Below are 14,067 nucleotides of genomic sequence, written 5' to 3' on the forward strand. Positions count from 1 at the left end.
CCCGGCCGGGGTCTACGAGTTCGTCAACAAGGACGGCGCCGACCAGCTGGTGATCAACGCCCAGAACTGCGTGCACTGCAAGACCTGCGACATCAAGGACCCGACCCAGAACATCGTCTGGGTGACGCCGGAAGGCGGCGGCGGCCCGAACTACGCGGGCATGTAAGCCCAGCCAGCTCCCCGAGGGGAACGCCCCTCCCAACCATGGCGCGCACTCGGTGAGAATGCGCGCCATGTCGTTTCTGCGTCGCTGGAGCCTGGCCCTGCCGGCCCATGGCATCAATGGCCTATCGGTCCTGCTAGGCCTCGGGTTGGTGCACCTGGTGTGCTGGGCCCTGGGTGGCCCCGCGGCATCCCTGGCCGCCGTGTCGGGGGCCATCTTCACGAGCCTGCCCGACACCCCGCTGGCCCCGGCCCGCACCCGTCTGCGGGTGGCCACCGGCGCTCTGGTGGGCACGCTCTCCAGCGTCCTGGCGCTGAGCTTGAGCACGCACCCCGTTGGCCTGGCCGTGCTGGTGGCGATGATCGGCGGTGTGTCGGCCATGGGCATGGCTTGGGGGGCCCGCGCCGGCCCGCTGACCTTCGTGCCCATCCTGGCCCTGGTCTTCTCGCTGGCCCACCCACCGACGGCGGATGTCCATGAGATTGCCCGGCACACTCTGTGGACCCTGGTTGGCGCCATGCTCTATTGGGGCTGGGCGCCCTGGGTGTCACGCCGCCTGCAGCCCCGGCTGCGGCAACTCGCCGTGGCCTCCGCCTTCCGGGCCCTGGGCGAGTTGCTGCGCGCCCGGGGCCAGTTGCTGGCGCTGCCGGCGACTGACACCCCGGATGCCCAGGTCGCCCTCACCCACTGGATCATCCACCAGGCCGCGCTGGACGAGCAGATCCAGGCCGCCCGGGACCTGCTGTTCGAGGCCCAGCACCGCCCTGCCGCCCTGCGCCTGAGCGACGCCCTGCTCCAGGCCATCGAACTGCGCGACGCCCTGATGGTGAGCGAACTGGACCTGGCGGGGCTGGGCAAGGAAGACACCGCCCAGGCAACGCGTCAGGCGCTGGGGGATTGGCTGGGATCTCTGGGCGACGCCCTGGCGCGCCAGGCGCAGGCCCTGGAGCTGGCGGAGCCGCCACCGCCAGTGGAGGCCGACGCCCTGCAGGCCCGCCTGCGCTACAGCCTGAATCAGCTGGAAGGACTGACCCCCAACCGCCTGGGGCACATCCTTCTGGGGCGTGGCGAACACCTGCTCAAGGACTTGGCCCGACTGCGCGCCGCCTTGGTCGAAGGCTCAGGGCAACCGCTGCCTCCGCGCGATGAACTGCTGCGCTTCATCAGCGCCGAAGGTTGGCCCCTGGCCTCGCTGGCTTCCCAGCTGCATTGGCATTCGCCCATCCTGCGACATGCCGTGCGCAGTGCGCTGGCCCTGACCGCGGCTTATGTGCTGGCCCTCTGGCTGCCCTGGACCTCACACCCGAACTGGCTGGTGCTGAGCGTGGCGGTGGTGCTGCGCGGCAACCTGGAACAAACCCTGTCGCGTCGGGATGCCCGGATCCTGGGGACGGTGCTGGGCTGCCTGTTGGTGCTGGCCTTGGCCGTCACCCATGTCACGGCGCTGAGCGATGTCATCTTCCTGCTCGCAGCAGGCACCGCCCACGCCTTCGTCAACCGCCGCTATCTGATCACCGCCACGGCCGCCACGGTCATGGCGCTGCTGCAGGCCCATCTGATGGCGCCAGAGGGTGGGTTCGGCGTCACCGAACGCCTGCTGGACACGGTGCTCGGCGCTGCCCTGGCCTGGGGCGCCAGCTACCTGTTCCCCTGGTGGGAATACCGCAGCATCCCGATGCTGGCCCAGCGCGCCCGGCGGGCGCTGGCGGCGTTGACCGAAGAAGGCCTGCGCTGGCCGGAGGCCGTGCACTCGGACCTGCCGATGCGCCTGGCGCGGCGCCAGGCCTACGACGCCATCGGCGCTCTGGCTCTGGCCGCCAGGCGCACCGCGGTGGAGCCCGAGACAGTGCGTCTGCCCCTGCGCACCCTGGCCGGCCTGCTGGCCCAATGCCATGTGCTGCTGGCACAGTTGTCGGGCATCCGGCGCCTGCTGAGCTACCGGCAAGCCGAACTCGATCGCAGCCAGGTCGAGCCCGCTCTGCAAGCCCACGGAGCCGAAATTGCCCGCATCCTGCGCAGCCACCTGGAAGACGAACTGCCCCAGACCTGGCCTGCCCCCGCCCAGCCCCAGCCCACATCGGACTTCAACCAATGGCTGCTGCGGCGTCTGACCTTGGCCGAACTGGCTGCCTGCCGGGTGGCGCATGTGAACCACGAACTGGCCCGCGCGGCCCGCGCCCTGCGCCGCAGCCCTTGAAGCCCAACCGCGCTAACGGCCCGCCACCACGTCGCCCCCCGCTGGACTTCGTGCATCCAGCCACCCGATGCAATGGCGTGTCCAGCCGGCCACCCGACTTTCCAGAAAGCGGAACGACAGTCCCGCCAGGAACAGACTGATCGCGAACACCACCACCAGACCACAGAGATACCCCGCCACGCCTTGCGGCAGCCATGGCAGCAGGGGCTTGAGCACCAGATCGATGACGGCGAAATGCAGCAGGTAGAGCGAATAGGAGCGACGCCCTGCCAGCGACAGCAGCTTGACGTGCCAACCCTGTTGGAGCGCCCAGGCCATGCCGGCCCCCATCAGAAAGACAGGCAGCCAGAAGAAGGGTCGCGTGGTCAGCGATGTGAATTTGCCGAGGACGGCCAGCATCAGCCACAGCGCCAACACCGTCGCAATGACAGGCAGATGCGCCCGTTGGCGTTCCACCACCACCCGGTAAAGCGCCATGCCGAGCGGAAAGATCGGCGCCTGGGTCAGCAGGCTGTAGTAATAAAACATCTCCGCATCCGGGAGCCACGGTCGCAGCAGTGCCGTGGCGCCGACCCCGGCAGCGTAGAAGCCGAACGCCGTCAACACGCAGGCCAGCGGGGTCTTCAGGCGAGTCGCCAGCAGCGGGAAGAACAGGTAGAAGCTCATCTCAACTGCAATGCTCCAGCCCCCGGGCACGACCAGATTGATCGCGTGCACCGAAAAGCCATTGAGAAAGAGCGCCGTGAGCAGCACATCCCAGCCGTTGATCTGTGCGGGGTTCTGTCCTGACCACAGAACCGGCAGACCGTAGCCCAGCATTGCCAGCCAGAACACGGGCGCAATACGCAGGCCGCGTCGGAGGTAGAACTTCCGGAACGGGAGGCTTTCCCCCGCACGGGCGGCCCACATGTAGGACATGGTGAACGCGCTGATCAGGAAGAACAGCTGGACGCCAAGATTGCCGATCTGGACCCAGGACGCCACCCGCCCGGGCAGTTGGAAGGGAATGCTGGAATGGAACAGGACCACCAGCGAGATGGCCACGCCGCGCAGCGTATCCAGCGAAGACAAACGTTGTTGTTCTGACATCCGGTACCTGCTGCGACTGCGATGTGGCCCCCGACGATCGCGCCCGCGCAAGTTGCGCATCCCCGCCATCGGTCCGAGCGCCAACCATATCCGGACCCGCCCCCTTGAAACCTCAGCGCTCGTCCGCAAATGTCATGACATGAGCACGATGCACGCCTTTGTCCTTCCTCCGCATCTGAAGCCGGTGGCTGAGACTGCGGCCCTGCTGCAGCGGCTGGAGGCCCCGCCTTTGCAGGTGAGCCCGGCCCAGTACCGGCAGGTGGTGCAGCAATTGCAGCAACAGCTGGCAGATCTTGGCATGGACGACGCCCTCGACAAGCTGCTCCAGGCCTTCCCGGCCGCAGCGGTGGTGTACGAGAACCTGCACTACGAACAGGCGGGATTGTGCCGGGCACCGTTGGAAGCCTCTCTCAATGCGGAGTTGAGCGCAGCAGCCGTGATCCGTGCCATCCGTGCGGGTGCGGGCCGACCGCCAGTGGCCTGAGGGGCCATGAACGTGGCAGGATGGCGTCATGGCCGATCCTGCCTCGCATCTCCGCACTGTGCCGCTCAACCCGGAGCGTTGGTCTGATCTGGAAGATCTCTTCCAGGCCCGGGGTTGCGCCCAGGCGCGCACCTGCTGGTGCATGTACTACCGACGCAGCGGTGAACCGGTGGTCCCGGAGGGCCGGCGCAAGGCCGATGTGAACCACGACGAGTTCCAGGCCCTGGTGGCTGCCGGCACCTTCACGGGCCTGCTGGCCTACGAAGGTCCTCTGGTCGTCGGCTGGTTATCCCTCGGCCCGCGTGAGGACTTCGCCAAGCTGGCCCGTTCTCCGGTGATGAAACCGGTGGACGACCAACCGGTCTGGTCGGTGATCTGCTTCGTCGTGCGGCCCACACACCGGGGCCTGGGCGTGGCCCGCACACTGCTGCGTGCCGCCAAGCAGGAGGCCCAAAGGCGTGGCGTGACCCTGGAGGCCTACCCGGTCGACAAGCCCGGCCCGCTGGAAGACGACAACCTCTGGTTTGGACCGGTTTCTCTCTACGCCGAGGCCGGCTTCACCGAAGTGGCCCGGCGCAAGCCGGAGCGGCCGGTGATGCGCTGGTGCAGCAAGATCTGATCAGTTCTTGCTCCAGCCCTTGTCCGTCAAGCATTTGTCCACTATTACCTCTCGCGGCTGAAGGTTGTCGTCACGCTGGGATTCTGGAACAAACTGCCCCGGCGTGTTGGTGCACTGCCGCGATGCACCTGATCCAGAACATTCCGTGTGCGGAGCGTTGCGGATGGCGGGCATCTTCACCCACTTGGGCGGCAAGGCCTGCAAGGCGGCCTGTTCGCAGACTTGACGATCCTGCACCAGTGCTTCTGGCGAAGCGCCCAACTTGTTCCAACCGGGGCTGGCGCATGCCCCCACCAACAGAACCAGAGGCAAAGAAACCCAACGCAGCATGTGTCATCTCCTGTGAGTGTTGGACAAAAAGCGAGCTTGGCCGCCGACGACCATGCTATCGGGCCAATGGCACTTGAACTTCCTTCTTTGGAGGGAAGCCCCCTAAGGCACAGGGCTGTAAGGCAAAGATCGTTCGTCGCTGCAATCCTTCAAACCCACGCCCGTCAGCTGCAGCTTGCGCGCAGCCTGGGCCAGCCACCACAGCTTGCGCGCTGCCTCTGCCGGGGGCAGGCCCTCCGGTCGCACATTGGACAGGCAGTTGCGTTCAGCATCGGTGCGACCGACGCGCGGGGCGTGCGTCAGGTAGATACCCAGGCTGTCCGGCGAACTGAGGCCCGGCCGTTCGCCGATCAGCATGGCCACCTGCGCCGCGCCCAGGCGGGCGCCGATGTCGTCGCCCAGCGCCACGCGAGCCTGGGTGGCCACCACCAGCGGGCCCAGCGTCCAGCCCTCGGGCAGTTGGGCCAGCACCTCGGCCACCAAGGGCGCCGCCTGGCGCTCGATGGCGGCGGCCGACAGGCCATCGCCGATCACCAGCAGCAAGTCGCAGGGGGCCGCCACGCCCCCCTGATCCAGCATCCGGGCGCTGGCGGCCGACAGCCGGCGCCCCAGGTCCGGCCGCAGCAGGTAGGTGGCGCGGTCGGGTGCCGCGCTCTGCACCGTGAGCACCGGCGGGCCGCCCAGCACGGCCAGACGGGCGCTCAGGGCCGGCACATCCAGGGGCAGATGCACGGCGTCGCGCGCCTGGGCGTGGGCCGCGCCAAAGGCCAGTAACTCTCGCGTGGGCAGGCTGCCCCCCGCGCGGCCCAGCCCCACCCGCGCCGGCGTCTGGGCGCGCAGCCCGGCCCAGGGGTCGGGACGGACGAGGTCGTTGGCCATCTCAAACCCCTCCAAAATGCTGCAGCAGCGGGTGCGCCGGTGTCACCGGCAGCAACTGACCCGCCTCGTCGGTCAGCCCCATGCGCTGCAGCCAGGCCTCGAATTCCGGGGCCCGCTTCAGGCCCAGCACCTGGCGCAGCATCAGCGCGTCGTGGAAGGAGGTGCTCTGGTAGTTGAGCATCACGTCGTCCGCCCCCGGCACGCCGATCAGGAAGGTCACGCCCGCCGCGCTCAGCAGGGTCATCAGCGTGTCCATGTCGTCCGAATCGGCCTCGGCGTGGTTGGTGTAGCAGACGTCGCAGCCGATGGGCAGGCCCAGCAGCTTGCCGCAGAAGTGGTCCTCCAGCCCGGCACGGATGATCTGCTTGCCGTCGTAGAGGTATTCCGGCCCGATGAAGCCGACCACCGTGTTGCAGATCATCGGCTCGAAGGCGCGGGCCACCCCGTAGGCGCGGGCCTCGCAGGTCTGCTGGTCCACACCGTGGTGGGCATTGGCCGACAGGGCCGAGCCCTGCCCCGTCTCGAAGTACATGACGTTGTCGCCCAGCGTGCCGCGCTTCAGGCTCAGGGCCGCCTCGCGCGCCTCACGCAGCACCGCCAGGTCGATGCCGAAGCTGCGGTTGGCCGCCTCGGTGCCGGCGATGGACTGGAACACCAGGTCCACCGGCGCGCCCTGCTCCATCGCCTTGATCTGGTTGGTGACGTGGGTGAGCACGCAGGACTGGGTCGGGATCTCGAAGCGCCGGATCACCTCGTCCATCAGCTGCATCAGCCCGGTCAGCGGGCCCAGCCCGTCGCCGGCCGGGTTGATGCCGATGACCGCATCCCCCACGCCGTAGAGCAGCCCGTCCAGCGTGGAGATGGCGATGCCGCGGGCGTCGTCGGTCGGGTGGTTGGGCTGCAGGCGCATGGCCATGCGCCCCGGCAGACCCAGGGTGTTGCGAAAGCGGGTGATGACCCGGCAGCGCCGGGCGACCAGGATCAGGTCCTGGTTGCGCATCAGCTTGCTGACGGCCGCCGCCATCTCGGGCGTGATGCCGGCGCGTACCCGGCTCAGCGCCGCTTCGCCATCCGGTGCCACCGCCTGGATCAGCAGCCAGTCGCGGAAATCGCCCACGGTGAGGTGGGCGATCTCCGCGAAGGCTGCCTCGTCATGGCGGTCCAGGATCAGGCGCGTGACCTCGTCTGCCTCGTAGGGGATCAGCGCCTCGTTCAGGAAGGTGCGCAGCGGCAGCTCGGCCAGCGCCATGCGGGCGGCCATGCGCTCGGCAGCGCTCGCGGCCGCCAGGCCGGCCAGCACATCGCCCGAACGCAACGGGCTGGCCTTGGCGAGCAGGGTCTTCAGGTCCGCAAAGGACCAGACCTGCCCGCCCAGGGTGTGGGTGTATGCCATGCCAGCCAGTATCCGCTCAGCCTTGGGTCTGCACCACCTCGACGCTGACCACGGTCAGCTCGGCCACCGCGGCGCGGCGCTGGGCGGTGAAGAAGTGGAAGTACACCCAGGCCACCGCCATGGCGCCCAGGAAAATGGCGCTCAGCAGCGTGTTGAACCAGACCATGGTGATCAGGCAGCCCACCGCCAGCACCAGGGCGATGGCCGGCAGCACCGGGTAGCCGATGGCCGGGAAGGGACGGGCCAGGCCCGGCTCCTTGCGGCGCAGCACGAACAGGCTGGCCATGGACATGATGTACATGACGATGGCGCCCAGAACCGACATGGTGACGATGTTGGCCGTCAGCGGCTGGCCGCCGATCACGATCAGCTGGTCGCTGAAGATGGCCAGGATGCCCACCACGCCGCCCGCCAGCACGCCCACCCAGGGGGTACCGAAGCGCGGGTGCACCGCCGCCAGGAAGCCCGGCAGGTAGCCCGAGCGGGCCAGCGCGAAGATCTGGCGCGAGTAGCCCAGGATGATGCCGTGGAAGGAGGCGATCAGGCCGAACAGGCCGATCCACACCAGCATGTGCAGCCAGCCGCTGTGCTCACCCACGATCATCTTCATGGCCTGCGGCAGCGGGTCGTTGATGTTGGAGAGCTTGGTCCAGTCGCCCGCGCCGCCAGCCAGGAACATCACGCCGGCCGCCAGGACCACCAGGGTCAGGATGCCGCCGATGTAGGCACGCGGGATGGTGCGGTGCGGGTCCTTGGCCTCTTCCGCGGCCATGGCCACGCCCTCGATGGCCAGGAAGAACCAGATAGCGAACGGGATGGCCGCGAAAATGCCCGACCAGGCGGCAGGGCTGAAGGTGTCCGAACCCGCCCAGCCCTTGGCCGCGAAGTGGGCCACCGAGAAGCCCGGTGCCACCACGCCCATGAAGACCAGCAGCTCGAAGATGGCCAGGATGGTGACGAACAGCTCGAAGGTGGCCGCCGTCTTCACGCCGACGATGTTCAGCGCCATGAAGACCAGATAGGCCCCCACCGCCACCCATTTGGGGTCCAGCGCCGGGAACTGCACATTCAGGTAGGCGCCGATGGCCAGCGCAATGGCCGGCGGCGCGAAGACGAATTCCACCAGCGTGGCGAAACCAGCGATGAAGCCGCCGGTGGGGCCGAAGGCGCGCTGCGCATAGGCGAACGGGCCGCCCGCATGAGGGATGGCGGTGGTCAGCTCGGTGAAGCTGAAGATGAAGGTCGTGTACATGGCCGCCACCAGGATGGTGGCCACCAGGAAGCCCAGCGTGCCGGCGCTGGCCCAGCCGTAGCTCCAGCCGAAGTACTCGCCAGAGATGACCAGACCGACGGCCAGGCCCCACAGGTGCCAGGCGTTGAGCGCCGGCTTCAGTTGCCCAGGTTGACTCATTGCGTTCACTCCTCGCTCGATGCAATGGCGTGATGGTCCGCATCCGGGCCGGGGCGGTCTATCGCAAATCGGCAAGCTTGCCGCGACGCGCCCGGCCCGCCCCGGTCAGGCAGATCGGGTGGCACATGGCTTGCTGGTGATGAACGCAGTCCCTCGCATCACGCCATGAGCCACGCGCCCTCCCCTCACCCCCTGTTGCAGCAGCGTTCGTCCCGCGATGTGGACGAGCAGGCCACGCTGCTGCAGGGCTGGCAGCAGGACTATGTGCAGCTGTCCTCGGGGGGGTTCGAGGGCCGGTTCGTCGAAGCCCGGCTGGCGCAAACGCACCTGTTTGTGGAAGACACCAGCCGGCGCCTGCTGCAGCGTGGTGCACGCCCGTCCGATCGCCTGGCCTTGGGCGTGCCCCTGTCGCTGGGCTGGGGGCCGGTCAGCTTCTGCGGCCACACGGCTTGGCAGGAGGGGCCAGGCCGCGACGCCCACTTCTGCAGCTTCAGCGGGACCGATGGCTTCGAGTTCATGACCCCCGAGGGGCTGTCGATGGCGGGGCTGGATCTGCCTCTGAGCGATCTGTTGGCCCTGGCCACCGAGGAAGACCGCCCCGGCCTGCTGCGCCTGGCCATGCAGGCCGGGCTGCACCGCGCGGATCCTGCTAGCCTGCGCGCCCTGCAGGAACAGCTGAGTGGCGCCCTGCAACTCATCACGGCGCTGCCCGCCCGGCTGGATGACGAACGCGCCTGCGCCCTACTGCAGCAGGCGCTGATGTCCAATGTGCTGGCCCTGCTGCCCGGCAGCCACGCGCCCACCGCCCCCCACCGCGCTGCCCAGCTGGTGGCGCGGGCCCAGGCCTTTGTACGCGACGACCCGGAGACCCCCCACACCGTGGCCACTCTGTGCCAAGCCCTGGGGGTGAGCCGCCGCACTCTGCAGGCTGCTTTTCAGCAGGTGACCGGGCTGGCTCCGGCGGCATTCCTGCGCACGGTGCGCCTGGCCGGTGCCCGGCGGGCGCTGAAGACGGCCCGTTCGGTGGCCGAAGCCGCCACCCAATGGGGCTTCTGGCATCTGGGCCTGTTCGCGCAGGACTACCGGGAGCTCTACGACGAACTGCCGTCGCAGACCTGGCGCCGGCTGCATGGCCAAGCCGCCCTGCACTGAGCTGCGCCGACGGGCTCAGCGCCCCCAGAGCGTGATGCGCGCGATGCGCAGGGACTGGCCCATGCCCTCGGAGCAGCCATCGATCCACAGCCGCAACAGCGGTGCCCCGGCGTCTGGCGTGGCCTTGCTGGGCCGCGCACTGCGCACGCCGTCATAGCTGGCCACCAGGCCGGTGGCAGCCGTCCATTCCACCCGCACCTTGCCCGGCATGGTCTTGAAACCCGAGAGCCCGAGCTGATGGCGCTGGCCGCGGTAGACCAGCTCCAGGCGGGGAACGTCGTCGTCAAAGCGTCCCAACCCCAGGGCCCAGCGCTGCACTTCAATGTCGATCGCCAACACGGCCCACTGCCCCTTGTGCAGCCGAGGATCGCTCAGCAGCACCTCGGCGGCGGCCAGCGGACAGGCCGGCTGCCCCGCTGCCGTGTCATAGGCCTGGGCATCCAAGGCCAGCAAGCCGCCCTCGACGCGCACCCTGGCGGCTGAGGCCGGCTGCCCGGTGGTACGCCATGGGCGGCCCGCATCGGCCTGGGCAAAGTCCCACTGGGCCAGCCGCTGAAACGCGCCCGCCGCCGAAGCGGCTGATCCCAGGCCCATGCCCGCCAGACCCGCCAACGCCAGCCAGGCGCGCCGCGCCAGACGGCCTCTCATCGTGTCTCCTTCGGCACGCTGCGCAGCAGCGGCAATTCATCCAAGGGGGCCACCGTCACGGCCACCCGCGGCAGAGCCCGGCCCCCGCCGCGGATGACACCGCGCAGCGGCGCCACATCGGCATAGTCCCGGCCCCAGGCCAGGGTGACATGGTCCACACCCACCGGGACGTTGTTGGTCGGGTCCAGCGCCAGCCAGCCGTTGTCCGGGCACCAGACGGCCGCCCACGCATGAGAAGCATCCGCGCCCACCAGCCGGGGTTGGCCCGGGGGCGGCTGCGTCAGCAGGTAGCCACTGACATAGCGCGCGGCCAATCCCAGCGAGCGACAGGCCCCGATCATCACGTGGGCAAAGTCCTGGCAGACCCCGCGCGAGAGGCTCAGCGCCTCGGTCGCCCGGGTGTTGACCGAGGTGGCCAGGGGTTGGTATTCGAAGCGCTCGTGCACCAGACTCATCAGCGCCAGCGCGCCTTCCAGCACGCTGCGCCCGGGCGTGAAGGCCAGGCGGCCGAAGGCGGCCAGTTGCGCCGAGCGCGGCACGAACTGCGACGGCAGCGTGAACTCCACGGCCTCGGAGTGCGCAGCCCCCGCGTGGTAGCGCAGCGACTCGGCCACGTCCTCCCAGGCCGGGCTGCGGGCCGTGTCCGGCATCACCGGCTCGGCCAGGCCAGCCTCGAAGGTGGAGCGGACCGTCAGCCGTTCATGCACCCGGGAATGGCTGAAGGCCAGACGTTGGTTGCCCCAGCTGTCCAGGCTGCGTTGGACCAGGGGCAGCGTCAGCCCCCCCTCCTCGCAGGCCGCGGCTTCGCCACGCGCCTCCTGCAGCGCCATCCATTCGTCGGGCAAGGGGTTGATGCTCAGCGTCCAGCCGCGCACCTGCTGGACCTCGGTGGCCCGTGGCTCCAGGTGGGCCACGTGGTGGGCCAGTTCCACCGGCGCGTCATAGTCGTAACTCGTCTCATGCTGCACCCGCAGCCAGCGCCAAGCCGTCATTGCCACACCATGCGTTCGACCGGCCCCACATGCGAGAACAGCTTGCGACCGATGGCATCGGACACCGCCTGCGCCTGCACGCTGCAGGACTGCAAGGCCTCGACCAGCGCAGGATGGGCATGGTCGCCGCGGTCGGCACTCAGGGCTTCGAGCGACCACTGTTCGGGACGGGGCAGCTTCTCCACCACTTCCTGAGCCCAGGCGGGCTCGTGGCGGGCCAGCTTCAGCAGGCGCTCGCGCATGGTGCGGCCCACCCAGGCCAGGGAACGGGGGTTGTCGGTGTCGAACACCAGCAGATGCAACAGCGGAGGCACTTCGCGCCGGGCCTGGAAGTGGGCCCGGTAGGTGATGGTGGAATCGAAGAAGCCCAGCATCAGCGCAAAGCCGTCGTCACAGCGATGCAGGCCATGCTCGAAGCTGCAGGCCATGGCGTGGGAGAGAAAATCCAGGCGCTCCAGCTGCCGCCCCACGCTGAGCAGGCGCCAGCCGTCGTCGCGCGTCATGCGGTCGGTCTGCCCGCCGGTGATGGCCGCCAGGTGGCCATCGGCCTGCGTCAGGGCGCCAATGACCTCGGTGATCGGATCGATGGAGGCGGACTCGAAGATGGCCGAGAGCCGATCCTGGAATTGCTCGCCCACCTCGCGGATGAGCTGCCAGTGCTCCGTCGACAGCCGCTCGCGCAGGGCCTGGGCACAACCCAGCAGGGCCTGCAGGTTGAAGGACACGCTGGTGGCACCCCGCGTGTCCCCCAGCGCATGGACCAGCGAGCGCTCGAACACGCGCTGCGATTGCAGCGGCGAGGGCACGCTGTCGCCCACCAGACCGTGGCGGCGGGCCAGTTGGTCCAGCACCGTGAACACGGCAGGCGTGGCCTCGTGCAGCGCGGCGCCCGAGAGCGACTCCAGGGTCAGGCGGGCCAGGCGCACCGAGTTCTCGGCCCGCTCGGTGTAGCGCCCCAGCCAGAACAGGTTCTCGGCCGAGCGACTGGTCACGCTGCGGTGCATCTGAGACAGGTCGGCAGCGCTCAGCGGCTTGGGCAGCAGCGTCGTGGGATCCACCGGCCCGTCCGTCAACACCCAGGTGTCTGCACTCGCACTGCCCCGCTGCATCGACAGCCAGGGGTCGTGCAGGGCATCGCGCCGGGTGGCCACCCGGGTCATGCCGCCGGGCAGGACCTGCCAGCCCCCTTGTCCATCAGAAATGGCGAAGACGCGGATCACCGCCGGGCGGGGCTCCAACCGGCCGTCGTGCCACACCGGCATTTCCGAAGGGCGGCTGCGGGACTGCAGCGTGTGAGCAGCCGGATCGGCCTCAATGCGCCCGGCCAAGCTGGCGCGCGCACTGGGCGCCTGGGTCGCGGCCAGCACAGGGGCAAAGCTGTGCGTGGTGTCGCTGGCCGGGAAGGTGGGCGCCACCACGAACTCCTCCAGCCGGCCCTTGTGGGTGTCCCACACGGTCTGTTCGCCACACCACCAGCTGGTGGCGCTGGGCAGCAGCAGTTCTTCACCCAGCAGGTGGCGGGACACCCCGGGCCAGAAGGCGGCCAGGCCCGGGCTTTCCAGCCAGCCGGCGCCGGGCGCATTGGCCACCACCACCTCGCCGGCCCGCAGGGCTTGCACCAGGCCGGGGATGCCCAGCGCGGAGTCGGGGCGCAGCTCCAGCGGGTCCAGGTACTCGTCGTCCACCCGCCGCAGCAGGATGTGCACGCGCTCCAGCCCACGCAGGGTCTTCAGGTAGAGCCGGTTGGCCCGCACCGTCAGGTCGCCGCCTTCGACCAGGGTGATGCCGAGGTAGCGGGCCAGGAAGACATGCTCGAAATAGGTCTCGTTGCGTGGCCCCGGCGTGAGCAGCGCCGCGCGGGAGGTCTCGCCCGCGGGCGAGATGCGCATCAGCCCTTCCATCAGGGTCTGGAAACTGGCCGCCAGACGCTGCACATGCAGGTCGCGGAAGGCCTCGGGCAGTTGCTGGGAGACGATCAGCCGATTCTCGACCAGGTAGCCCAGGCCGGAGGGGGCCTGGGTGCGCTGCTGCAGCACCCGCCAGCTGCCATCGGGCCCCCGGGACAGGTCAAAGGCGGCCACATGCAGGTGCACCCCCCCCAGGGGCTTGGCCCCGTGCAACGGGCGCAGGTACTGCGGGTGACCGAGCACCAGCGAGGTGGGCAGCAGGCCCAGGTCCAGCAGGCTGCGTTCACCATAGATGTCGGCCATGGCCGCATTGAGCAGCCGGGCCCGCTGGGCCACCCCCTGCTCGATGTCCGCCCAGTCGTCGGCGCCGATGAGCATGGGCAGCAGCTCCAGTGGCCAAGGCCGCGTGGGCTGATCCGGGTCGTCGTAGACGTTGTAGGTGGCGCCATCTTCGCGCACGCGATGGCGCAGGCGGTCCTGGCGGTTGGGCAGATCCTGCCAACCCTCTGCACCGGTGGATTCGAAGAAGCGCTGCCAGGTCGGGGTCAGCGCTCCCGCTGGCGCCGCGCCCTCGTTGAGCCGGCCGGTCAGCTCGTCGAAATGCCCCTCATCGCCGCGCTGCAGGGCCCCGTGGGCCAGGGCCACGGGGTCCAGCGGCTCGTCCGACAGCAGGCTGGTCTGCTGCGGCGGCATGGGAACGATGGCGGGTACTCCAGAAGACATCCCGCGATCATGCCTTGCCAGGCCAGCGCCCGGGCTCGGGGGTGGCCCTTCCCGCTCGGTCATGTGTCACGGAAACATCA

At 69.2% G+C, this 14,067-nt stretch carries 13 protein-coding genes; 5 read left to right on the plus strand and 8 right to left on the minus strand.

The features are described from left to right. Both M0L44_RS05070 and M0L44_RS05075 read left to right on the plus strand, forming a co-directional pair. On the plus strand, positions 1–166 hold a 166-nt coding region (locus M0L44_RS05070; protein WP_252768903.1), incomplete at its 5' end, for a 4Fe-4S dicluster domain-containing protein. Positions 167–233: 67 nt separating this feature from the next. Then, complete coding sequence (locus M0L44_RS05075) at positions 234–2,360, plus strand: FUSC family protein (protein ID WP_252768582.1); 2,127 nt, start codon at positions 234–236, stop codon at positions 2,358–2,360. Between the two features lie 12 nt (positions 2,361–2,372). On the opposite strand, the gene M0L44_RS05080 is transcribed toward M0L44_RS05075, so the two are convergent. After that, positions 2,373–3,449: an acyltransferase family protein gene (locus M0L44_RS05080; RefSeq protein WP_252768583.1), complete on the minus strand. Its 1,077-nt coding sequence runs from the start codon at positions 3,447–3,449 to the stop codon at positions 2,373–2,375. Between the two features lie 139 nt (positions 3,450–3,588). On the opposite strand from M0L44_RS05080, the gene M0L44_RS05085 reads away from it, so the two are divergent. Beyond that, positions 3,589–3,933 (plus strand): hypothetical protein, encoded by a 345-nt coding sequence (locus tag M0L44_RS05085; protein ID WP_252768584.1) that lies wholly within the window; start codon positions 3,589–3,591, stop codon positions 3,931–3,933. A 28-nt stretch (positions 3,934–3,961) separates the two neighbouring features. Further along, positions 3,962–4,552, plus strand: coding sequence for a GNAT family N-acetyltransferase (locus M0L44_RS05090; protein ID WP_252768585.1), 591 nt, complete (start codon positions 3,962–3,964; stop codon positions 4,550–4,552). Here M0L44_RS05090 and M0L44_RS05095 read toward each other — a convergent pair whose 3' ends face one another. The 4 genes from M0L44_RS05095 to eat all read right to left on the minus strand — a co-directional run bounded on the left by M0L44_RS05095 (position 4,553) and on the right by eat (position 8,565). Continuing rightward, positions 4,553–4,882: a hypothetical protein gene (locus tag M0L44_RS05095; RefSeq protein ID WP_252768586.1), complete on the minus strand. Its 330-nt coding sequence runs from the start codon at positions 4,880–4,882 to the stop codon at positions 4,553–4,555. A gap of 102 nt (positions 4,883–4,984) precedes the next feature. Beyond that, the gene (eutC, locus tag M0L44_RS05100; protein WP_252768587.1) at positions 4,985–5,761 is read right to left on the minus strand and encodes an ethanolamine ammonia-lyase subunit EutC; all 777 of its coding nucleotides are present in this window, start codon (positions 5,759–5,761) and stop codon (positions 4,985–4,987) included. A 1-nt stretch (position 5,762) separates the two neighbouring features. After that, positions 5,763–7,154, minus strand: coding sequence for an ethanolamine ammonia-lyase subunit EutB (locus M0L44_RS05105; RefSeq protein ID WP_252768588.1), 1,392 nt, complete (start codon positions 7,152–7,154; stop codon positions 5,763–5,765). A 16-nt stretch (positions 7,155–7,170) separates the two neighbouring features. Continuing rightward, positions 7,171–8,565 (minus strand): ethanolamine permease, encoded by a 1,395-nt coding sequence (gene eat, locus M0L44_RS05110; RefSeq protein ID WP_252768589.1) that lies wholly within the window; start codon positions 8,563–8,565, stop codon positions 7,171–7,173. A gap of 165 nt (positions 8,566–8,730) precedes the next feature. Here eat and M0L44_RS05115 point away from each other — a divergent pair, with 165 nt between their 5' ends. After that, positions 8,731–9,717, plus strand: coding sequence for a helix-turn-helix domain-containing protein (locus tag M0L44_RS05115; protein ID WP_252768590.1), 987 nt, complete (start codon positions 8,731–8,733; stop codon positions 9,715–9,717). 15 nt (positions 9,718–9,732) lie between these two features. Here M0L44_RS05115 and M0L44_RS05120 read toward each other — a convergent pair whose 3' ends face one another. From M0L44_RS05120 to M0L44_RS05130, 3 genes are read right to left on the minus strand one after another with little or no spacing between them, the layout of a single operon-like run. Then, positions 9,733–10,365, minus strand: a complete 633-nt coding sequence (locus M0L44_RS05120) for a hypothetical protein (protein WP_252768591.1) — start codon at positions 10,363–10,365, stop codon at positions 9,733–9,735. Further along, positions 10,362–11,357, minus strand: a complete 996-nt coding sequence (locus tag M0L44_RS05125; RefSeq protein WP_252768592.1) for a transglutaminase family protein — start codon at positions 11,355–11,357, stop codon at positions 10,362–10,364. The genes M0L44_RS05120 and M0L44_RS05125 overlap by 4 nt, the downstream gene beginning before the upstream one ends. Next, positions 11,354–13,987 carry a circularly permuted type 2 ATP-grasp protein gene (locus M0L44_RS05130; RefSeq protein WP_252768593.1) on the minus strand — a complete coding sequence of 878 codons (2,634 nt, stop codon included), beginning with the start codon at positions 13,985–13,987 and terminating at the stop codon, positions 11,354–11,356. The genes M0L44_RS05125 and M0L44_RS05130 overlap by 4 nt, the downstream gene beginning before the upstream one ends. Positions 13,988–14,067: the final 80 nt, after the last annotated feature.

Source organism: Ideonella oryzae (assembly GCF_024055665.1).
Lineage (GTDB): Bacteria > Pseudomonadota > Gammaproteobacteria > Burkholderiales > Burkholderiaceae_C > Ideonella > Ideonella oryzae.